Origin of the sequence: Pseudoalteromonas sp. BSi20429 (assembly GCF_000238895.1) — a bacterium.
GTDB classification, from domain to species: domain Bacteria; phylum Pseudomonadota; class Gammaproteobacteria; order Enterobacterales; family Alteromonadaceae; genus Pseudoalteromonas; species Pseudoalteromonas arctica.
Genome location: NZ_BADV01000023.1, coordinates 97,186 through 118,700, shown reverse-complemented (window position 1 = coordinate 118,700; position 21,515 = coordinate 97,186). Strand labels below are relative to the sequence as shown.

At 39.7% G+C, this 21,515-nt stretch carries 16 protein-coding genes and 1 tRNA gene; 4 read left to right on the top strand and 13 right to left on the bottom strand.

Features of this window, described 5'->3' with window-relative positions; all coding sequences use genetic code 11:
* Positions 1-6: 6 nt before the first annotated feature.
* The 3 genes from pdxH to prfC form a co-directional block, all read right to left on the bottom strand.
* Positions 7-645, bottom strand: a complete 639-nt coding sequence (pdxH, locus tag P20429_RS14320) for a pyridoxamine 5'-phosphate oxidase (RefSeq protein ID WP_007581631.1) — start codon at positions 643-645, stop codon at positions 7-9.
* Positions 646-1,014: 369 nt separating this feature from the next.
* Positions 1,015-2,757 (bottom strand): arginine--tRNA ligase, encoded by a 1,743-nt coding sequence (gene argS, locus P20429_RS14325; protein WP_007581630.1) that lies wholly within the window; start codon positions 2,755-2,757, stop codon positions 1,015-1,017.
* A 59-nt stretch (positions 2,758-2,816) separates the two neighbouring features.
* Entirely contained in the window at positions 2,817-4,406 is a 1,590-nt protein-coding gene (prfC, locus tag P20429_RS14330) for a peptide chain release factor 3 (protein ID WP_007581628.1), read from the bottom strand.
* 851 nt (positions 4,407-5,257) lie between these two features.
* On the opposite strand from prfC, the gene P20429_RS14335 reads away from it, so the two are divergent.
* The gene (locus P20429_RS14335) at positions 5,258-7,924 is read left to right on the top strand and encodes an ATP-binding protein (RefSeq protein ID WP_007581624.1); all 2,667 of its coding nucleotides are present in this window, start codon (positions 5,258-5,260) and stop codon (positions 7,922-7,924) included.
* 75 nt (positions 7,925-7,999) lie between these two features.
* Here the strand turns inward: P20429_RS14335 and rimI are convergent, their stop codons facing one another.
* The 5 genes from rimI to guaB all read right to left on the bottom strand — a co-directional run bounded on the left by rimI (position 8,000) and on the right by guaB (position 12,205).
* Entirely contained in the window at positions 8,000-8,467 is a 468-nt protein-coding gene (rimI, locus tag P20429_RS14340; protein ID WP_007581622.1) for a ribosomal protein S18-alanine N-acetyltransferase, read from the bottom strand.
* Entirely contained in the window at positions 8,454-8,759 is a 306-nt protein-coding gene (locus P20429_RS14345; protein ID WP_007581620.1) for a hypothetical protein, read from the bottom strand. The genes rimI and P20429_RS14345 overlap by 14 nt, the downstream gene beginning before the upstream one ends.
* A 64-nt stretch (positions 8,760-8,823) precedes the next feature.
* A tRNA-Trp gene (locus tag P20429_RS14350) sits at positions 8,824-8,900 on the bottom strand.
* A gap of 155 nt (positions 8,901-9,055) precedes the next feature.
* Entirely contained in the window at positions 9,056-10,633 is a 1,578-nt protein-coding gene (guaA, locus tag P20429_RS14355) for a glutamine-hydrolyzing GMP synthase (RefSeq protein WP_007581618.1), read from the bottom strand.
* 102 nt (positions 10,634-10,735) lie between these two features.
* Entirely contained in the window at positions 10,736-12,205 is a 1,470-nt protein-coding gene (gene guaB / locus P20429_RS14360; RefSeq protein ID WP_002958783.1) for an IMP dehydrogenase, read from the bottom strand.
* A 135-nt stretch (positions 12,206-12,340) separates the two neighbouring features.
* Here guaB and xseA point away from each other — a divergent pair, with 135 nt between their 5' ends.
* The gene (gene xseA, locus P20429_RS14365; protein ID WP_007581616.1) at positions 12,341-13,681 is read left to right on the top strand and encodes an exodeoxyribonuclease VII large subunit; all 1,341 of its coding nucleotides are present in this window, start codon (positions 12,341-12,343) and stop codon (positions 13,679-13,681) included.
* Between the two features lie 12 nt (positions 13,682-13,693).
* On the opposite strand, the gene P20429_RS14370 is transcribed toward xseA, so the two are convergent.
* Positions 13,694-14,374: a hypothetical protein gene (locus tag P20429_RS14370; protein WP_007581614.1), complete on the bottom strand. Its 681-nt coding sequence runs from the start codon at positions 14,372-14,374 to the stop codon at positions 13,694-13,696.
* A 35-nt stretch (positions 14,375-14,409) separates the two neighbouring features.
* Complete coding sequence (gene cysE / locus P20429_RS14375; RefSeq protein WP_007581613.1) at positions 14,410-15,228, bottom strand: serine O-acetyltransferase; 819 nt, start codon at positions 15,226-15,228, stop codon at positions 14,410-14,412.
* A 618-nt stretch (positions 15,229-15,846) separates the two neighbouring features.
* Here cysE and P20429_RS20975 point away from each other — a divergent pair.
* Positions 15,847-15,972 carry a hypothetical protein gene (locus P20429_RS20975; protein WP_007581611.1) on the top strand — a complete coding sequence of 42 codons (126 nt, stop codon included), beginning with the start codon at positions 15,847-15,849 and terminating at the stop codon, positions 15,970-15,972.
* Positions 15,973-16,052: 80 nt separating this feature from the next.
* Here P20429_RS20975 and P20429_RS14380 read toward each other — a convergent pair whose 3' ends face one another.
* Positions 16,053-18,935: a pitrilysin family protein gene (locus P20429_RS14380; RefSeq protein WP_007581610.1), complete on the bottom strand. Its 2,883-nt coding sequence runs from the start codon at positions 18,933-18,935 to the stop codon at positions 16,053-16,055.
* A gap of 260 nt (positions 18,936-19,195) precedes the next feature.
* Here P20429_RS14380 and P20429_RS14385 point away from each other — a divergent pair, with 260 nt between their 5' ends.
* Complete coding sequence (locus tag P20429_RS14385; protein ID WP_024593278.1) at positions 19,196-20,152, top strand: methylenetetrahydrofolate reductase; 957 nt, start codon at positions 19,196-19,198, stop codon at positions 20,150-20,152.
* A gap of 117 nt (positions 20,153-20,269) precedes the next feature.
* On the opposite strand, the gene P20429_RS19255 is transcribed toward P20429_RS14385, so the two are convergent.
* The gene (locus tag P20429_RS19255; protein WP_024590050.1) at positions 20,270-20,467 is read right to left on the bottom strand and encodes a hypothetical protein; all 198 of its coding nucleotides are present in this window, start codon (positions 20,465-20,467) and stop codon (positions 20,270-20,272) included.
* A 16-nt stretch (positions 20,468-20,483) separates the two neighbouring features.
* Positions 20,484-21,464 (bottom strand): sensor domain-containing diguanylate cyclase, encoded by a 981-nt coding sequence (locus P20429_RS14390; protein ID WP_007581606.1) that lies wholly within the window; start codon positions 21,462-21,464, stop codon positions 20,484-20,486.
* Positions 21,465-21,515 lie beyond the last annotated feature (51 nt).

Below are 21,515 nucleotides of genomic sequence, written 5' to 3'. Positions count from 1 at the left end.
TATTTATTAAGGATTTAAGCGCGTAACTTGCCAGCTATTATCTGCTTGACGCTGGTACATAAAGCGGTCATGCAAACGATGCGCCCCACCTTGCCAAAACTCAATTTTAGTGGGTACTACACAATATCCGCCCCAAAAATCAGGTAATGGAATTTCACCTTTAGCAAACTTACTTTTCATGTTGGCGAAGGTTTCCATGAGTACTTTACGTGATGACACCGGACGACTTTGCGCTGACGCCCACGCAGCTAATTGGCTTTCTTTAGGACGAGATAAAAAGTACTTTGCCACGGCAGATGTAGGTAATGGTTTAGCCTCGCCATACACAATAACTTGGCGTTCCATGTGGTGCCACGGAAAGTGCAGCGATATTTTGTTATTACCTTTAAGCTCTTGCGCTTTACGCGAACCTGTATTGGTAAAAAATACAAAACCGTTATCATCCAGATGCTTTAAAAGCACAATGCGCTGTGAAGGCTGACCTGTTTCATCAACAGTTGCTACAACCATCGCAGTTGGGTCGGGTAACTGGCTTGCCACTGCATGCTCAAGCCATGTTTCAAACTGCTTGAATGGATCATCTTGCAAGTTATCTTCGCTTAACGCGTCTTGCAGGTATTCACGGCGGATATCTTCGAGTTTCATAACAAGTCCTTTAAATAAAGCCTTAGAAAAGAGCTTAGAGTAGCGAGCTTAAAACATTAGATGTTGAGTAATAACAAATATTAAGATTCAGGTGCATGCGATAGCAATAACACCGAGTATCAGGCGTATCGTTGGGTTTCGTTTCACTCAACCCAACCTACAACGTAAACTACACAACTCAGATATCTACAAGTGTAGAAGTGCACGACAACGCAGTCAAAGCGAACTACACGCAGCAGACGGTTCACCTAAGTAGTTTAGCCTAAGACAAGGCGTCCAATCCGGCTTATCCCTATGAGCATACGGTTTGTATGTGATTAGGGTAAGTCGGATTGGATAACGCAGTATTAGGTTAAAATACGACGGTGATTACATTTGCTCCATAACTTCAATACCTAGCAAATCCAATCCCGTTTCTAATGTTTTAGAAACCAAATTACACAACACTAAACGGCTATCGCGCACGCTTGGCTCTACGCCCTCTTTAAGTACTGGGCAGGCTTCGTAAAATGTCATGTATAAGCTTGCTAGCTCATATAAGTAACCACATAGTACGTGCGGTGTTGCTTCGCTGATCATTAAATCAAGTACTTCTTCAAGCTGTAGTAGCTTAAGTGCTAGTGCTTTTTCTTGAGGCTCAATAATTGCAACATCTGAATTTAATGTAGCTGCATCAACGCCTGACTTACGGAAAATACTGCGTATACGTGTATAAGCATATTGTAAGTAAGGAGCGGTTGCGCCTTCAAAGCTTAGCATGCTGTCCCAGTTAAAAATGTAATCACTGGTACGGTGCTTAGAAAGGTCGGCGTATTTAACTGCGCCAATACCTACTTTACGTGCAATCTCGCTGCGATCGCTATCACTTAAATCCGATTCACGTTCAGCTAGTTTTGCAGCTGCACGGTTAATTGATTCTTCTAATAAGTCAGCAAGTTTTACTGTGCCGCCAGTACGTGTTTTAAATGGTTTGTTATCGGCGCCCATCATGGTTCCAAACGGGCAAAACTCGTAACTTGTTTCGTCTCGTAGTAAACCTGCTTTACGCGCTGTTAGCTCTACTTGATTAAAGTGTAGGTTTTGACGTGCATCTACAAAAATTAAGATACGATCAGCACCTAATTTATTTGAACGATAATCACATGCCGCTAAATCTGTTGTTGCATATAAAAAACCACCGCCAGATTTTTGTACGATAAACGCAGATGGTTCACCATCTTTGTTGGCAAGCTCATCTAAAAACACAACTTGCGCGCCTTGCGACTCTACTGCAATATTTTTATCTTTAAGTAGGCTAATAATATCGTTAAGTTCTGCGTTGTATGCGCTTTCAGCCATAATATCGGCTTGAGTAAGTGTTACATTTAAACGCTTGTATACTTCTTCAGAATGCTTAACTGAGGTAGCTATAAACAGTTTCCAAAGTTTTTCACAATGCGCATCGCCGCCTTGTAATTTAACAACGTAATTACGTGCTTTATCAGCAAAGCCTTCTTCGTCGTCAAAGCGTTTTTTAGCATCGCGGTAAAAGGTTTCTAAATCAGCAAGCGCTACAGAATCTAAATCAACACCTTGGCTAATTTGATCTTCTAAATGCGCGATTAACATACCAAATTGCGTGCCCCAATCACCCATGTGATTTTGACGTACAACCGTATCGCCTCTAAATTCAAGCGCACGCACAATTGAGTCACCAATAATGGTTGAACGTAAATGGCCTACGTGCATTTCTTTAGCAAGGTTTGGTGATGAATAGTCAACAACCACTTTTTGCGGGTTAGCATGCTCATTTACAGCAAGCTTTGCATCACTGTTAGCGGCTTGTACGCTTTGAGCTAAAAACTCAGGCTTTAAATGAATATTAATAAAACCTGGGCCAGCAATTTCAGTCTTTTGAGCAATATCGCTTACATCAAGGTTATCTATAATTTTTTGCGCAAGCTCACGTGGGTTGCTTTTCATTTTTTTAGCCGCGCCCATTGCTGCATTAATTTGGTAATCACCAAATTGTGGACGTGTGCTTTGTGTTACTGCTGGGTTTGTATCTTCAGGTAAGCCTGCGCCCGCCATAGCGGCAATGGCTTTTTCGATTAAAATAGTACGAATATTCATATTTTTTACCTTTGTAAGCCCGCCAAAGCAGGCTTTCAGTTAACTGTAGTCAGTCGATTCTAGTTTTCGCGAGTGTGGTTAAATGTCACTTCTGGGTAACGCTCTACTGATAAATTAAGATTTACACGGCTCGGCGCAATGTAAGTTAAGTTATCGCCACCATCGAGTGCTAAATTACTTTCGCACTTGCGCTTAAAGTCTTCAAACTTTTTAACATCGTCGCTGCTTACCCAACGCGCTGTATTTACGTTTACACCTTCGTAAATAGCATCTACGTTATATTCGGCTTTTAAGCGCGCTACAACTACATCAAACTGAAGTACACCTACCGCGCCCACAATTAAATCGTTGTTTATAAGCGGTCTAAATACTTGCACAGCACCTTCTTCAGAAAGCTGTACTAAGCCTTTTAATAATTGCTTTTGCTTAAGTGGATCGCGAAGACGAATACGGCGGAATAATTCAGGCGCAAAGTTAGGGATACCGCTAAATTTAAGTTTTTCGCCTTGTGTGAACGTATCACCAATTTGAATGGTACCGTGGTTATGCAAACCAATAATATCGCCCGCGTAAGCGTCAGCTGCGCGCTCACGATCGCCCGCCATAAAGGTTACCGCATCAGAAATGCTCACTTGCTTGCCAATTCGCACGTGATTCATTTTCATGCCTTGGCTATACTTACCCGATACAATACGCATAAATGCAATACGGTCACGGTGCTTAGGGTCCATGTTGGCCTGAATTTTAAATACAAAACCAGTAAAGTTTTCTTCAGTTGCAACAATAAGTCTGTCTTCGGTTTCACGAGGCAGTGGCGTTGGTGCCCATTTAGTTAAACCATCTAAAACGTGGTCAACACCAAAGTTACCAAGTGCGGTACCGTAATAAACTGGCGAAAGCTCACCGGCTAAAAACAGATCTAAATCAAATTCGTTTGATGCGCCAATAACAAGCTCAAGCTCATCGCGTAATTGCGCAGCTAAATCTTCACCAATGGCAATATCAAGTTCTGGGTTATCAAGACCTTTAATGGTACGAACTTCTTGAATTTTATGACCCTGACCTGTTTTGTATAAAACAGCTTCGTCATTATGAATGTGATAAACACCTTTGAACTCTTTACCACAGCCAATTGGCCAAGTAATGGGTGCACAGGCAATATTTAGCTCTGTTTCAACTTCGTCAAGCACTTCCATTGGGTCACGAATTTCACGGTCACATTTATTCATAAACGTAACTATTGGCGTTGTACGCAGGCGTGTAACTTCCATTAGCTTACGGGTACGATCTTCTACACCCTTTGCCGCATCAATAACCATTAAACACGAATCTACCGCAGTTAATGTGCGGTAAGTATCTTCCGAGAAATCTTCATGTCCTGGAGTATCAAGTAAATTAACAAGTGCGTTGTTATATGGAAACTGCATTACAGAGGTAGTAACAGATATACCACGCTCTTTTTCCATTTCCATCCAGTCAGACTTTGCATGCTGGTTAGAGCCACGGCCTTTTACAGTGCCGGCTCGTTGAATAGCTTGTCCGAATAACAATACTTTTTCGGTAATGGTTGTTTTACCAGCATCTGGGTGAGAGATGATAGCAAAGGTTCGTCGTTTATTAATTTCGCTAAGGAGATTTTGATCTGCCATTAAAAAAGTTCTTTTAGTTTGTATACGGATATTATCCACTTTAAGTATGCTGAGCTTTCAAGGCTTAAATAATACCAATTGCATTAAATTAGCGTTCTATTATAGCGATAATAAAATAGCGCAATAACAAGGCGAAATTATCACATAGAGTTATTCTCTATGAATAATTTTTAACGTAGTTAGTGAGTTATTTAATACGCTAGAACGATCTTGTTTTAATAAAATTGGTATAGAGCAACCTCGAAAGCTCAACACACCATCAGAAAAGCCCTAAATTGGCCCTTCACATGCGATCCGTTATGTTAATCGTAATTGGAGACTATTTTCGCTGATCTTGGCCTTATAAACAATCAATGGTTGGTTATTAGCTGATCTTTTTTATTAATATGGATTTTGGGAAGCCTAACTGCAAATGAGGTACAAAAAATCAGTAATAAGCCAAATAAATAGAATCAGCACACAATACACCAAGCCTCTGCACACCATTAGAATTTTCAAGCCTTGCTTGAAAATATAACCTAGTGGCCCGGCTAACAGCCCTGCGTTAACCCACTAGTATTTATAACTGAGAGTAAATTAGAAAATTCAATTTTAAGTGATAGCATTTATCTTTAAAAAAATGACTTTAAAAGATGTAAATTTATGTAAACTTTTGTGAACAATAAAATAACGGTTATAAGCATGTAACTTATTAAATTAAAATAACTTAATAAAATAAAAAAACACCAATACAGAGCTAAATACCATGCAACTACTGATTGTAATTTAGCCACCAAGACCACCACAAGCTTGTGTAATAAAGTCGTAACGCATATTATTGATAGATTGCATGGAGGATAAGTCGTTTGGTCATGAAAACCAGTAAGTTAAGTATTAGATTATTATGGTATATAACACCCCTTGTTATTCTACCGCTGCTATTTTTAGGTGGCTTTACGCTCACCAATGTAACTAATTCAACACAAAAACAAGCTGATTTAATAATGAGCCGTTTTGTTGAGCAACAACAGCAAAAAATATTTAATTATATCGACTCTTTTCACTCTACAGCAAAACTACTTTCAACCTCGCCAGTACTTAGTGATTTTTTAGCAAACGACATTCGTGCCAACGGTAATTACACCCGAAAACTTGGCGCGCTTATGGATGTATTTGCCAGTTACAGTGAGGCTTATCCCGATATAATTAGCATTAATTTAGTTTCAGCCAGTGGTAAAAGCGATGCCTACTACTCTAACAACCTAACAACAGCGCCTAAAAGCTACCCGTTTTTTAATCAAGTATTGCAAAGTAATTTAAGTAAACAGCAATTTATGATTCAAAAGGATGATGGCACCACTAGTTTGTATTTTATTCAACGAATTTATAGTGTTGATTACTATTTAAAACGACCACAGCAGCTTGGTTTTATTGTAATACATATAGAACCTTCAATACTAAACTCTAGTATTTTAGAAGCGCCATATAACAACACGCTTAATTTAATGTTGACTAAAGACGGGAAAATTTTATTTAGCTCCGATTACAATATGCGTGGCCAATACATAAGCGAGTACGAACTTAATCAAGTGCACGACCTCGCTGATATCGGCATGCTTTCAACTATTGAACTCTCAAGCATAGACAAAATAGAGCGAATGATTTTTGCAGTGCAAATGCCCGGCGGATATTATTACGTATCGACCATTCCCAAAGGGGTGCTTTATCAATCAGGTAAAGCCATAAGTTTAATAACAGGCTTAATTGTTATTATTTCGGTGATCACCCTGCCAATATTAATTTTTGTAGTGGTCCGCAATTTATTACTTAACCCAATTGAGTTACTCGGGGCTGCGAGTCATCGTGTTGGTGATGGCGATTTGTCGGTGCACTTACCAGCTCATACAAATGATGAAGTAGGTGTTTTATTTAACGACTTTAACCACATGGTTAATCAAATAAGGCACTACCAACAACAGCTTGAAGAATACAAACACCACCTTGAAGATAAAGTGGAAAGTCGTACCCAAGCACTTGAAGCTATGAACAGCCAACTTGAGTTAGCTATTGGCCAAGCTGAGCAAGCTAATCAACTTAAGAGTCGTTTTTTAGCTAACATGAGTCACGAAATACGCACGCCGCTCACGGCCATCATGGGCTTTACAGAGCAGTTACTACATAACGATAAAGTAGCGAATGACAAACAACACCTAAGCACTATTTTACGTAATTCAAAACACTTACTAGAGTTAATAAATAACATACTCGATTTATCTAAAATTGAAGCTGAAAAGCTGGCTGTTGATTTGTCAGCGTTAAACGTAGTGCAGCTTGTGCACGACATTGAATCAATTATTCAACCACTGGCACAAGAAAAACAATTAACCCTTAATATCGACTATCAACTGCCGCTACCCCGCACCATTTATAGTGATGTGACCCGCTTAAAACAAATACTTATAAACATTGCTAATAACGCTGTTAAATTTACCGAAAATGGCAGCGTGTCTATTTGTGTGCATTATTTACAAGCAAGTCAAAAGCTAGAGTTTGTAATTAAAGATACTGGTATTGGTATGTCTGAGCATCAAATAGAACGTGTATTTAAGCCGTTTGAACAAGCCGATGCCACAACTACACGTCGTTTTGGTGGTACAGGTCTTGGGTTGTGTATTTCTAAAAACTTAGCACTGTTACTTGGTGGCGATGTAAACCTTGAAAGTGAAGTGGGTGTAGGTAGCCGAGTTACAATTAGGGTGGCATGTCAGCTATCTGATGATCAACCCATGCTTGAATTTTTAACGCAAGACAGCCAGTTAATACCAGAGAAAGACCCTCTCTTATCGTTTGCAACCAATAGCTTCGACGCCAATATATTAGTGGCTGAGGATAACCCAGATAACCAACTATTAATTAAATTATTACTGCAAACCTGGGGCCTTGAACCCGATATTGCCAGTAATGGCGCACAAGCTGTAGAAATGGCGCTCGTAAACGACTACCAACTTATTATTATGGATATGCAAATGCCTGTAATGGGCGGATTAGAGGCGACCAAAATGCTTCGTCATGCAGCGTATGATGGCCCTATCATTGCCCTTACTGCCAATGTAATGAACCATGATATAGGCACTTATCTAGAAGCTGGTTGCGACAAAGCACTGGCTAAACCCATTGATAAAGATGCTCTGGAAAACGTACTCGTAAGCTACCTGCATCTTGAAAAAGATAATCAAAATAAATGGGATAGCCTATTAAAGAGCGAAAAGTTTCAGCAAATTGCCGATAATTACTTAGCTAACTTACCTACATATTTAGAAGAAGTTAAAGCTTTGCAGCATTGTGATGATTGGGAAGCATTAAGAGGCATAGCGCACAGTGTTAAAGGCAGTTCTGGATGCTTTAACTTTGATGAAATTTACCATAGCGCTGCGGCACTTGAAGAGAACTTAAAAAGTAACAATAAAGTACCAAGAGACGAGTTGGTAAATGATTTAATAGCAGCCATTGAGCAAGCAATTAGCGACAAAGTAACCTAAAAAGCAAACTTACAAAACGGTACAAATGCAGTACTTTAGCGGCTCTATATTTTAAATGCTAATTACCGACTTTAATTATGAAAAGTTTAAACCTAGCGCCATACCCATTAAAATAGCGTCTTCAAAGCCATTTTTAGCAGGGTTATCGCTTGGGTAGTAGTTTTTACGCACTGACATCTCAGCAAAGCCTGCGCGCTCGTACAGCGCAATAGCACGCGTATTTGATTCGCGTACTTCTAAAAAGAGGTTTTCAGCATTTTGCTGCTCACCATATTCAATAAACTGCGCTAACAACTGCCTTGCAATACCCTTACCCTGGTGACTTGGTGTTACACAAATATCCATAAGTGTAAAATCAGGCCCTGCTTTTTCACCAATATAAAAACCAATCATGCTCGCCTCATCAAATGCGGCAACATTAAAATAGCGCCCACCTATACATGAACCCATTGTATTTAAAGTCCACGGATGGCTATGACACGCTGTTTCGATGGCCATTAATTGAGGTATTGCAGTTTCATCTACTGATTTAAAGTTTATCAAGGTATTCACTCATTAAAGCCCATAAAGCACGCTTCTCAGAGCCGTTGAGCTGTGGGGTTGGCAATGTAAGCTTATTGTCGTTTAATTGCATCTCACTGCCCTGTACAACGCTATTTATAATAATAGGCTCTGCACTGAGTTTAATGTCTGCAAGTAGTTGCTCATTTAGCGTTAAAGAACTAGCTATCGTGCTTTGCGATAAAGTATTAGCTTGATCATTTGCTTGAGGACAATAATGTTGATTGAGTTCAAGATTTTCTATATCAAAAATAGCTGCGTAACGTGGATGCATAACAACTCAGTAGATTAGACATTTGAACAATATAAGAAGTAATAAAAACGATGTAAAGAAGAAATGGCAGGGGCGGAGAGATTCGAACTCCCAACCATCGGTTTTGGAGACCGCTGTTCTACCAATTGGAACTACGCCCCTGCAATGACGACGAATTATAGAGAAGTTTCGCCAAAGGTAAAGAGAAAAATCACTCTTTTAGTTTAACTGCTTTTTAAATAAACAAAACGGCGAATTAGCATGCTAATTCGCCGTTTTTTAATCACTTAAAATTAGTTAATTAAAACTAAAATTAATTATTCCCATTCGATAGTTGCAGGTGGTTTACCTGAAATATCGTAAACAACACGAGAAATACCGTCTATTTCATTAATGATACGGTTTGATACCACACCTAAAAACTCATAAGGTAAATGTGACCAGCGCGCTGTCATAAAGTCGATTGTTTCCACACAACGAAGTGATACAACCCAATCGTACTTACGTGCATCGCCCATAACCCCTACCGATTTAACAGGTAAGAATACAGTAAACGCTTGGCTTACTTTATGGTAAAGATCAGCTTTGTGAAGCTCTTCGATGAAAATCGCATCAGCGCGACGTAATAAATCACAGTATTCTTTTTTGATTTCGCCAAGTACACGCACACCTAAACCTGGTCCAGGGAAAGGATGACGGTAAAGCATGTCGTACGGTAAACCAAGCTCTAGGCCAATTTTACGTACTTCGTCTTTGAATAATTCACGTAATGGCTCAACTAGGCCCATTTTCATGTCATCTGGTAATCCGCCCACATTGTGGTGAGATTTAATAACATGCGCTTTACCAGTTGCAGATGCCGCTGATTCAATTACATCAGGATAAATTGTACCTTGCGCTAACCATTTTGCATTTTTAAGCTTTTTGGCTTGCTCATCAAATACATTAATAAACGTATGACCAATGGCTTTACGTTTATCTTCTGGGTCTGACTTACCCGCTAGATCATTTAAAAACTGCTCTTCAGCCTCAACTTTAACAATATTTAAGCCAAATTTATTACCAAACATGTCCATTACTTGTTGGCCTTCGTTTAAACGAAGTAAACCATTATCAACAAATACACATGTTAGTCTTTCGCCAATTGCACGGTGAATAAGCATAGCCACAACCGATGAATCAACACCACCAGAGAGGCCTAAAATAACTTCGTCATCGCCAACTGTTTCTTTAATACGCTCGATAGCATCATCGATAATTTTTGCAGCAGTCCACAATTTTTCACAGCCACAAATATCAATAGCAAAACGCTCTAATAAGCGCTGACCTTGGTGCGTGTGTGTTACTTCTGGGTGAAACTGTACACCGTAAAAACGTTTTTCTTCGTTAGACATTGCAGCATGTGGACAAGTAGATGTTTTAGCTGTTGTTGCAAAACCAGCTGGAATATCCATTACTTTGTCGCCATGGCTCATCCATACGTCGAGTATGCCGTTGCCGCCATCGGTAATGCTGTCTTCAATTGCATCAAATAATGCACAGTTGCCTACTTTTTCTACTTGTGCGTAACCAAACTCTTTTTTATCAGAGCTGTGTACACTTCCGCCAAGTTGAGCTGCCATTGTTTGCATACCGTAGCAAATACCTAGCACAGGCACGCCTGCATTAAATACATACTCAGGAGCGCGCGGGCTGTTTTCAAGTGTTGTTGATTCTGGACCACCAGAAAGAATAATACCTTGTGGGTTGAACTCGCGGATTTGCTCTTCAGTCACATCCCATGCCCAAAGTTCACAGTAAACACCAATTTCACGCACACGACGGGCGATTAATTGAGTGTATTGTGAACCAAAGTCTAAAATGAGAATTCGTGAATCGTGAATATCTTTGCTCATGGAGTATCTCGTAAAGTCTGATGCTAAATGCCGTTTGTTAATGTAAACGACTAAAAAGAGGGCTTGCAAAGCAAGCCCAGTATATTAAATTAATTACGCTGCTTAACCTAAGCGGTAATTTGGTGCTTCTTTAGTGATTTGCACATCATGAACGTGCGACTCACCCATACCGGCTGAAGTAACACGTACAAATTGTGGTTTTGTATTTAGCTCTTCAATTGTTGCACAACCCGTTAAGCCCATAGCACTTCGCAGGCCGCCCACTTGCTGATGAATAATCGTTGCAATAGGGCCTTTGTAAGCTACGCGACCTTCAATACCTTCAGGTACTAACTTGTCTGCTTCGTTTGATTTTTGGAAGTAACGATCTGATGAACCTTCTTTTTGATCCATCGCGCCCAATGAGCCCATACCACGGTAAGATTTGTAATAACGGCCTTGGTATAATTCAACTTCACCTGGTGCTTCTTCAGTACCAGCAAGAAGTGAGCCCACCATTACACACGATGCACCAGCAACAAGTGCTTTAACAATATCACCAGAAAAACGAATGCCACCATCAGCAATAACAGGAATGTCGCGACCTTTTAAGCCTTCAACAGCATCTGAAATAGCGGTAATTTGTGGAACGCCACAACCGGTAACAATACGTGTAGTACAAATAGAACCTGGGCCGATACCTACTTTAACTGCATCCGCTCCCGCATCAGCAAGTGCAATCGCACCTTCAGCTGTTGCTATGTTGCCTGCAATAATTTGTAAGTCTGGGTACTCTTTACGCGTTTTAGTAACACGGTCAATAACACCTTGAGAGTGACCATGCGATGTATCGATAAGTAAAACATCAATACCCGCTTCTACTAATGCAGCAATACGCTCATCAGTACCTGCACCAACACTTACAGCGGCACCTACACGTAAACGACCTTGGTCGTCTTTACATGCGTCAGGTTTGTCTTGGGCTTTTTGGTAATCTTTTACTGTGATCATGCCTTTAAGTTTAAATTCATCATCAACAACAAGGATTTTTTCAATGCGGTGTTCGTGCATTAAGCCTAAAATTTCTTCGCGTGCTGCGCCTTCTTTAACGGTAACAAGCTTTTCTTTTTTAGTCATAACGGTAGAAACAGGCTGTTCAAGCTTAGTTTCAAAACGCATATCACGACTAGTAACAATGCCTACAAGCACATTATTGCTATCGGTAACCGGAAAACCTGAAAAACCTTTTTCGTGCGAAAGCTCAATTGCATCTGCAATTGTTAAATCGGCAGTCACCGTTACAGGGTATGAAACAATACCTGCTTCGTAGGTTTTAACTTTACGTACGTTTTTCGCTTGTTCTTCAATAGTCATGTTTTTATGAATAAAACCAAGACCACCTTCTTGCGCAAGGGCAATAGCTAAACGAGCTTCTGTAACAGTATCCATAGATGCTGAAATAAGCGGCAAGTTAAGTTTGATACCACGCGTTAAGCGAGTTGAAATATTTGCCGTGTGTGGCAAAACAGTAGAATGACCAGGTACTAAAAGTACGTCATCAAAGGTAAGAGCTTCTTTAGCGATTCTAAGCATTTTGGCAACTTCTCACATGTGGATCTAAGATAAGGAATTGCGGCCAAATTTTAACAGCGTTGTTGGCATGAGTAAATAATATTTCGCAAATATTTATGATAAAGTAGTGCAATAAATAGTTTTAGGTTGTTTTTTATGTTTTCGAAGCCTTCGCAGGCGGTTTACACCGTTTCACGCCTTAATAGAGAAATTCGCACAATCCTTGAGCAAGGTTTTGCATCTTTAGTGCTCACGGGCGAAATTTCTAACTTTATTACCCCTGCATCTGGACATTGGTACTTTTCGTTAAAAGACGATAAAGCACAAATTAAAGCCGCAATGTGGCGAGGCAATAATCGCAACCAAAGCTACCGCCCTGTAAATGGCGCACAAGTTACAGTAAAAGCGCGTGTATCGCTTTATGAACCTCGCGGTGACTACCAGCTTATTGTTGAGCATATGGAACCCGCAGGCGAAGGTCAGCTAAAACAAGAATTTGATGCGCTTAAAATGCGTTTAGCCGCCGAAGGATTATTTAGCTCTGCTCACAAACAGCCATTACCCCAAAATATTAATCGCATTGGTGTTATTACCTCAGCAACCGGCGCTGCTATAAAAGATATTTTAACGGTACTTAAACGTCGTGCACCGCAGCTAGAAGTCATCATTTACCCTGCTATGGTACAAGGCAAAGAAGCGCACGTGCATTTAATTAACCAAATTGAATTAGCTAATGCTCGTGATGAAGTAGACGTACTTATTTTAGGGCGAGGCGGCGGATCACTTGAAGATTTATGGTGTTTTAATCACGAACAGCTCGCCCGCGCTATTTTCAAAAGTGAATTACCCATAGTAAGTGCGGTAGGCCACGAAATAGATACCACTATTAGCGATTACGTTGCTGATGTTCGTGCAGCGACTCCATCAGCCGCAGCTGAGCTTGTAAGCCCTAATACGCAAGAGTTACACAACAAAGTAACGCAATTAGTTAATCGTTTATCTAACGCGTTTAAGCACGGCATTGCCGACAAGCGCGCACTAGCAACGCAGTTACAACACCGCCTTAATTTATGTCATCCGCGTAATCAGCTTAATCAAAAATCACAACGTTTGGATGAGCTAAGCATTGCGCTGCAACAGGCGATGCGTAATCGTTTATACCAACAAGAACGCACACTCAATAACTTAACGCCGCGTTTAATGCGCCAATCACCCGATAAAAAACTCGCTACAGCAAGCCACCAACTTTCGCAATTACAAGCTAGGCTAAACCAAGCTATACAGCATCAGTTACAGCAAGCGAATAATAGCTTAGCACTGCAAGCAAGCAGGTTAGATTCAGTAAGTCCGCTTAATGTTTTAGCGCGCGGCTATAGCATCACTAAAACACAACAAGGCAAAGTGGTTAAATCTGTGGGGCAAATTAAAACAGGCGATGTTTTGATTACAGAGCTCGTTGATGGCTCTATAGAATCACAGGTTATACCTATTACATAAAGTTGGTATTACTTAAAACTCTGTACTTAGCAACAATTTAAGCTCGCTATCGCTTGATGTGGAGGTAGTGCTTTTAAATTGTTGCCAAAACTCTTGCTTCATCAACTTGTCGTTTAGCTCTCGCCATTGAGAATTATCAAATGTGTCGTTATCAGCGGGTGCGGCTAGTTCAAATTCACATATCGTCGTTTTACATTTTGCACTAACAACATCGGGTATAATCGCTAAATCAGCTGTTAATAAAAAATCTTGTAATGCCATTTCAGTACGATAAGCCCATTCTTCGTCACGCGTTTGCTTTTCAAATTTATCACGTAAGATCTTCTCAAAATCTGAAGGACCTCTCATTTGCTTTAAAATGCTTTTAACTGTCGCTTTCTGTTCGGCGAGTTGCTGCTTAAGCTGAGTTACTTGCTCTTCTAAAGGTAGTTCATCAAGCATTTGGGTTTCTGAATAGGTTGGAGGCGTATCTTCAGCGGGCTCTATACTAGCGACTTGCTCAGGTACTGCAGAGTCTGCATTACTTAATACCTCATTACTTTGTTGTTCAGTATGAAGCTTTTGCTGTTTTTCATAACTTGGCTGCGACTTAACAGATTCTGGATGACTTGAAGCTGCATTAAAGTAGCCCCAAGTTAAACCTACACCCGCAATAAACCCAATCCCTAGAGCCAATAAACTATTCTTGTTCATGTTAATTCCTTTTAAGTTTTATAATTTTTAATTACTTATAGCATTGCACTCGTGTGCGATTCGTTTTCAGGCTCAGGATTTGCTAAAAAGTTTTGGTTCATACTTTGCGCCGGACACTCACAATCCGGTCGACCAATAATTTTAGCGGGTACGCCAACAGCGGTTGTGTGTGGTGGAACATTGCTAAGTACAACTGAGCCCGCACCAATTCGTGCGCCCTCACCTACTTCAATATTACCAAGTACTTTAGCGCCGGCGCCAATTAACACGCCCGCTCTAATTTTAGGATGACGATCGCCCTGCTCATTGCCTGTACCGCCAAGCGTTACAGATTGCAAAATTGATACGTTATCTTCAATTACTGCTGTTTCACCAATAACAATACCGGTTGCGTGGTCAAACATAATGCCTTTACCCACTTTACATGCTGGGTGAATATCAACCCCAAACACTTCAGAGTTACGGCTTTGAATAAAGCGCGCTAGCTCTTTGCGGTTTTGTTGCCACAAGCAATTAGCCAAACGGTGCGCCTGAATAGCATGAAAACCTTTTAGATTTAATATAACCGTAAGATAGGTTTCTGATGCAGGGTCGCGGTCTTTTACCGCTTTAATATCCTCAGCAACAAAAGATAGCATACGGTCACATTTTACAAATGCTTGGTCAAACAGCTCTCGGATAGTGAATGCCGATACCACCGCATCAGCCAACTTATTAGCAACAATAAAGCTCAATGCCGAACCTAAACAATCATGATTCAAAATGCATGAATAAACATGACTTGCTAATAATGGTTCACGTGTTACTACATCGTTAGCTTCGTCGCGAAGCTGTTGCCAAATTGCATGACGCATAATACTGCACTGCCTTAAGTTGATATAAAATAGCCTTTTCCCAAGTCTAACGGATTTAAAGCCTAAGGTGTTAATCCCTTAGTTATTTGTTCTGGTTATTAGATATAACTAGGGACGATTAACTCTTTGTTGCCTACACGGATGTAGATAAGAGGCGTGAGCAGGACGCGGAAGCTTTGTTCGGTTTTTACTTATTCTTACAGGGATGTAAGTCAGTAGAATAACGCAGGAGCAGTTATCGAGCCCACTAGGTTACAAACCTCGCGCCGCGATTAAATCGACCCTAGATTGAACAAATTTCAATCCACAGAGTTCAACACGCCCTAGCACCCAGAAATGATATTTCAAATACGTACCCATTTTTTAGATTAAGTTATACGACAGTAGCTAAAATTACCAATACATACTTAAAATATAGTAAATTAATAAAAATCAAAAGCTAGCAACATACGAAAGCTCACCTGTCATATGAAAAAATACGGACTGACGTACAGCTGACGGCGTAAAAAAAACGCTAAATTAATTAGGATTTAAGCTAAGTTTGTTCATTATACCGAGCTAAGCTATATTTAGTTTTATTGATTTTTTACATAAACAAATAGAAATGAGGAATTCAAAATGAGTGATGACTCTGAATTAAAAAATAAAGAAAAGCGTGGAATAAATATATTACTTCTCATTAGTTTAATAATTATGATTATTGGTATTGCCATCAAAATATATGATGCGCGTTTCATTAATTAAAGGATCCTACTACAGAGTCCTTAAAGATATAAAGTGCCCCATAAGTTAGGGCACTTTCCAACCATTAAAAACCACTTAAATTATTGAAATACTTTTTCAACTTTTACTACTTCAATATTTTTTGCAGGAATTGCTAATTTGTAATCAGCAATTACTTTATCCTCAGCAACTAGTTCCGCTGGTTTTTTTGTGTTGTAAACCATTGGTGAGGTTTGCTGCGATGCTAAACGTTTTTGCATATCAGCGCCGTCTGCGGTTATAAACACATAGTAAACATTGTCTGTTTGTAAGTTTTCTTTAATAACGCGGTTTACATCGGCAACGCTTAGCGTTTTAAGTTTATTAGTTACGTAACTTACAAAGCTATCTGTGTTGTAAAATTCGCTATCAAGCGCGTAACCTAATTGGCGGTTTTGACTTGCCACCATTTGCGGCACAAAGTTAATTAAAAAGTTACGCGTAGCTTCAAAGTCATCTTCGCTCATACCATTTTCAATTAGCTTATCTAGCTCAAACAAGGCGGTACGTGTGGCAAAGTGCGCATCGTTATTAGAGCGAAGTGGGCGTAACCACACTTGAAATATTTGCTCAGAGCGCCCTAGGTTTGCATCAGGCTTGGTTTGAAACATACCACGTGGAAAGTATTCAATGTATGCGTAATCGCCATAGTTCATGCCGCGAGTTTCACGAATGCGCTCATATAAAAAGCTGTTAGAACTACGGTGCTCACCAAAGTACGAACGCACAAGCCAAAGGGCTGTCCAGTCTTCGCTACTTCTTATTGTATCAATAGGAAAACCAAACGATACCGCTGTCGATTGCGCCGATTTTTCTACAATCGTTGCATGATGACCTTTAAGCGCTGGTGCATCAGGAATACTTAAACGGCTTTGCTCACCTTTTGGTAGCGTTGCAAAATCGCTCATCATTTTAGCTTTAAGCTTTGCAGGTACAGCCCCAATTAAACCAACCGTGAGTTTAGATTGCGTAAGCTCGCTGTTATAAAACGCTTTAACATCATCTATCGTCAACGCTTCTAAATCCGAAATATCACCATAGTTGTAGCTTTCGTAAGGGTGATTTTTGTAAAGCGCACTGTATAGCACTTCTTTGCCTAGCTCTTCATCGTTAGATGCTTTTAAGCCTGATTTAATACCGTCGATCATTTCTTTTTTAAGGCGTTTAAAGTCGTCATCTCTAAAACCTGGGTTTAGTAATTGATCGCTCACAAGTGTATACCACTGCGCCGCATTATCTTTATGAATACGCCCTTGAAACGACAGCATTTCTTTATCTATTTGATAGCCAAAGCTACCCGCAAGCGGATAAAGTGCTTTTTGAATATCTTTATAGCTTGTCGCCTCTGAGCCACCTTGTGCAAGCATAGCCGCAGTTAACGCAGCAACACCTTTTTTGCCTTGTGGGTCGGCAGCCGCACCGGTATTGAATAAAAAGTTAACATCAATTAATGGCGAGCCATTCGTTTTATCAAGTACTTTAAATACAGGTGCCGCAGGTGCTTGTTTAAGCTTTGCAGTAAGCGCATTTAAATCAACTTCTTGCTCGAAACCTGGGGCTTTATCAAGTGCCGACATTGTTAATGTGGTACGTGCGTTATCGGTAAAGTATTTATTAGCAACGGCTTTAATATCTGCGCTGGTAATGTTATCTGCCGATTTATACAGCTGGTTTATAACCTCAGGATCGCGCTCAAAATGCATGTAGCTGGCAAGAGTTGATGCAATCGCTTGCGATGAATCCAAGCCATTAATAAAGCTGTATTTAAGGTTCGATTTTAAATCACTCAACTTTTGCTCATCAACAAGCTCAGTGCGTGCTTTTGCATAAGTGCGGTTAATGGCATCGCGCGCAGTGGCTAAATCGTCTGCGTTTTCTACTTTAACAAATACGTGTAATAAACCCGGATCTTTAGTCTCAGGGTTATAAGTAAACATTTGGCTGGCAATTTGTTTGTCGACCACTAGCTCTTGATATAAATCTGAATTACTAGAAAAATAAAGCTGTGAGATTAAATCAAGTGCTGCTCTGTCTTTTTTAGCAGGCTCCCACGCAGCGCCTTTGTAGGATACAAGTAACCAATGTCCTGGTAGCGCTTCATCTTGCTGGTGCAAATATTTTGGTGCTTGTTGAACAGGCTCTGCTTTAATGTCAGCAACATAGTTACCCTTTTTCCAGCTACCCCAATGCTTTTTAACCATTGCCATTGTTGCTTGTGGATCTACATCGCCCACAATAACAAGTGACACATACTCAGGTTTATAAAATTTAGCAAAAAACTCTTTTCCGTACGCCATTTGATCTGGCATCGCTTCTATGTCTTTAAAAAAGCCCATAGTGGTGTGTTTATACGTGTGCTTATCAAACGCTTCTTCGCGTACAGCGCTTAATAATTTACGAATTGGACTCGCGTTGTTTTTTAAGTACTCACCTTTTACCGTTTGTGCTTCTGTTCTAAATTGCTCTTCGGTGTAAGTTAAGTTTTGAAAAATATCAGCTTCAAGCTCAAGTACTTTATCAAGATGCTGCTTTGAAAAGTTTAAATGGTAGTTTGTAAAATCGTTTGTTGTATAAGCGCGGTTATCAACACCTGAATTTTTTAATATGTCTGAGTACACATCTTCAGGGTATTTTTGTGAGCCTTTAAACATCATATGTTCAAAAAAGTGAGCAAAGCCTGTTTTGCCCTCTTCAACTTCGTTACGCGATCCAACCGATACCGGAATTTGCAGCGACACCACATCAGGGTAATCGGTTTTAACAACCATGACACGTAAGCCGTTTTCTAGCTCTTCAATTAAATAATCTTGCGAAAAAACACGATCATCAGCTTTGTTTACTTGTTCTTGTTGTGCTGTTGTTTGCGTGCTTTGGTTTTGTTGCATGGCGCAACCTGTTAACGCCAGCGATACCGCTAAGCTGGTTGCTAATAATTTAAATTTCATTGTTGTCCCTTTTTAAATTGAGCAAATTTGTTGTCAGATGTATTACTAACTCACTCTTTAATTATGCCCCAAAGCCAATAAATATAAGAGCCCCAAGGGAATTTATTATGTAAACAACTGTGTCAATTATAAATTATGGGAACAAGCACTATGAATAAACATCATGTTAGTTGAAAAACTTTCACTAAATAAATCTATCTAGACGTCTAAATGGCTGCTATATTAAATCCATCAAAACAAACTTAGCTGGAATGAGGATTATGGCTTTATCACTAAAAGAGAAGATAGTGGACACCAATCAAGGTGTTTATCTTATTGGTACTACCCCGCCTAAAATTGGCACCGATAAAGCGCAATTAAAAACCATTGCAGAAAAGCTATTAGGTCGCTTACACGAAATTGAATACGACGGTGTGATAATTTACGACATTCAAGACGAAAGCAGCCGAACTAACCAAGACCGCCCATTTGCGTTTAAACAAACCGTTGATCCGCGTGAATACAGCCATTTACTTCGTAATTTATCTGCACAAGATGTAATTACTTATAAGAGTGTGGCGCAGCGTGGCGTAGGCGAATTTAAAGATTGGCTAAGTGAAACTAAAAACGACTACGATTTACAAAATGTTGTTTTAGTAGGTAGCCCATCATCGATAGGCGATATAAAGCTAAGCCTGCCAGATGCTTATAAAGCGATGGCTGAGCAGTCAGATGATTTCTTTTTAGGTGGCGTTACTATTGCCGAGCGCCATTCAAGCAAACGAAATGAGCACGAACGATTAATAGAAAAAACAGCACAAGGTTGTCAGTTTTTTATATCGCAAGCTGTTTACGATGCACAAGCGACTATAGAGCTAATTACTAGCTACGCACGTACATGTAAAGCACAAGGGATTACACCTCAACGTATTATATTAACGTTTACCCCGTGCGGCGGCGAAAAAACCTTAGACTTTATGCAATGGTTGGGTATCTCAGTGCCAGAGGCAACTAAATGGCGCATGCTTGATGCAGACAATACATTAAGCGAATCAGTACGTATTTGCCGCGAAAACCTCGACTTAATACTTAAAAGCTGTGCGCATTTAGATGTACCGCTGGGCTTAAATATTGAAAGCTTAACAAACCGTAAAGAAGAAATTGATGCATCAATCAACTTATACCGTTTATTAAAAGCAATAATGGAATTAAACCTAGCCGAAAAGCTAATAGCTTAAAGGCTAGGTTAGAGCTAATTAACACCCTTCTTGGCAAGCCTAATGGCTTGCTTTTTTATGTCCGTTCTTTGAAAAATTAATTAATAAATACAAGTAAAGATTTGCAGCTTAAGCTATTTATTGAAGATGTTTTTGGTTATTACTCTCAAGCCTTTTTAAGGCAAACCCCATAGAGGAGCACATAACACCAAAAATTATTCCCTCATTAGATATAAATCTAATGCTAGGGAACGTTTCAAATAAGCTTATTATTGCTAAGGAAAAAATAAAACCTATCGCAGAAAAAACTAGCCAAGTTTGTGTGGCATGAGTCATAACGAACCTCCTTTTATTATTGTGCCTTTTTAGCGAGCTTATACGCTTGTTTATTTTTATACATTGCGTGGTCTGCATCATTTAATAGCGCTTCAAAGGGCTGCTTTTGTTTATTAGTAAAACTATAACCAATACTTAGCGATAAATCGCAAACGTCTTCTTTGAGTAAGGCTTTTGAATACTCAGTCGAAATTTTATCCATGATGTAGTTAATTTTGCTTTTATCGCTTACTTGCATTACTGCAACAAACTCATCGCCACCTAAGCGCCCTACTATATCAGCATCTCTTAAATGCGTTTTTAGCGTATCTGCCAATATAATTAAGGCTTTGTCGCCCACTTCATGTCCGCAGGTGTCGTTTAATTTTTTAAAGCCGTTTATATCGATAAACAAACAACACACGTCAAAGCCTAAACGTAGCGCTAAGTTAAGTTTTTGCTGGGCTAATAAGTTAAGTGCTCGGCGGTTATAAATATTCGTTAATGAGTCTAACATGGCTATTTCGCGCATTTGCTCATAGCTATACACAAGCGCTAGGTCGTCTTCAATCAAATCGCGTAGTTGTTCTATGAGTTCAAAATATTCATCGGTATAGCTTGTTATTTTAGTGTCTTTTAAACATAACGTGCCAAACACTTCGCCTTCAGGCCAATGAATAGGTAAACCTAGGTAGGATTCAACACCGTCTTCAACTACTTCTGGTAGGGTATTCCATGTATCGTTATTACTTGCATCATTAACATATAATGTACTGTTAGTTTCAGCTACGTGGCGACAAAACAGAGGTGTTTGAGGAGGAAGTATAGGATTGGTCTCAAAGTTAGAGCCACCTTCGTTACTTCTAATAACAACGCGATAGCCCTTGCTTGTTGCCTGAACTATATAACCAGACGGGGCTGAAAAAAGCCCCGTTATAAGGTCGATTGTTTTTTGCCATTTATGCAAAGATATTTGGCCATCAATACCAGAAAATGCCCATTGATCAATTTCAAACATTGCTTTACCTCGGCTATTTAGTAGCTCCAGTATAGGCAAAAAAGCAAAGTA

Coding starts and splice junctions, on each gene's coding strand:
- pdxH (WP_007581631.1), bottom strand. CDS start 645: ATGAAACTCGAAGATATCCGCCGTGAATACCTGCAAGACGCGTTAAGC.
- argS (WP_007581630.1), bottom strand. CDS start 2,757: ATGAATATTCGTACTATTTTAATCGAAAAAGCCATTGCCGCTATGGCG.
- prfC (WP_007581628.1), bottom strand. CDS start 4,406: ATGGCAGATCAAAATCTCCTTAGCGAAATTAATAAACGACGAACCTTT.
- P20429_RS14335 (WP_007581624.1), top strand. CDS start 5,258: ATGAAAACCAGTAAGTTAAGTATTAGATTATTATGGTATATAACACCC.
- P20429_RS14345 (WP_007581620.1), bottom strand. CDS start 8,759: ATGCATCCACGTTACGCAGCTATTTTTGATATAGAAAATCTTGAACTC.
- guaA (WP_007581618.1), bottom strand. CDS start 10,633: ATGAGCAAAGATATTCACGATTCACGAATTCTCATTTTAGACTTTGGT.
- guaB (WP_002958783.1), bottom strand. CDS start 12,205: ATGCTTAGAATCGCTAAAGAAGCTCTTACCTTTGATGACGTACTTTTA.
- xseA (WP_007581616.1), top strand. CDS start 12,341: ATGTTTTCGAAGCCTTCGCAGGCGGTTTACACCGTTTCACGCCTTAAT.
- P20429_RS14370 (WP_007581614.1), bottom strand. CDS start 14,374: ATGAACAAGAATAGTTTATTGGCTCTAGGGATTGGGTTTATTGCGGGT.
- cysE (WP_007581613.1), bottom strand. CDS start 15,228: ATGCGTCATGCAATTTGGCAACAGCTTCGCGACGAAGCTAACGATGTA.
- P20429_RS20975 (WP_007581611.1), top strand. CDS start 15,847: ATGAGTGATGACTCTGAATTAAAAAATAAAGAAAAGCGTGGAATAAAT.
- P20429_RS14380 (WP_007581610.1), bottom strand. CDS start 18,935: ATGAAATTTAAATTATTAGCAACCAGCTTAGCGGTATCGCTGGCGTTA.
- P20429_RS14385 (WP_024593278.1), top strand. CDS start 19,196: ATGGCTTTATCACTAAAAGAGAAGATAGTGGACACCAATCAAGGTGTT.
- P20429_RS19255 (WP_024590050.1), bottom strand. CDS start 20,467: ATGACTCATGCCACACAAACTTGGCTAGTTTTTTCTGCGATAGGTTTT.
- P20429_RS14390 (WP_007581606.1), bottom strand. CDS start 21,464: ATGTTTGAAATTGATCAATGGGCATTTTCTGGTATTGATGGCCAAATA.